At 67.4% G+C, this 221-nt stretch carries 1 protein-coding gene; it reads left to right on the forward strand.

The annotated features are described in order from the left end of the window. A partial coding sequence (locus tag ACW5W4_RS19025) for a hypothetical protein (RefSeq protein WP_456690430.1) occupies positions 1-221 on the forward strand: 221 nt, incomplete at both ends.

Genomic DNA, 221 nt, shown 5'->3' on the forward strand with positions numbered 1-221 from the left:
GGCGACACCACTGCCACCGCGGCGCCGACCGTGGTCATCACCGAAGACAGCGACAACGACGGCACCATCGACCGCAGCGAGATCAGCGGCCAGGTAAACGTGGCGGTGACCCTGCCGGGCGAGGCCCAGGCCGGTGACACCCTCAAGGTGAGCGGCCAGGCCGACCGCCTGTTGAGCGATGCCGATATCCTTGCTGGCAAGGTGGGCTACGAGTTTGACCG

The organism is Aeromonas crassostreae (assembly GCF_054052445.1).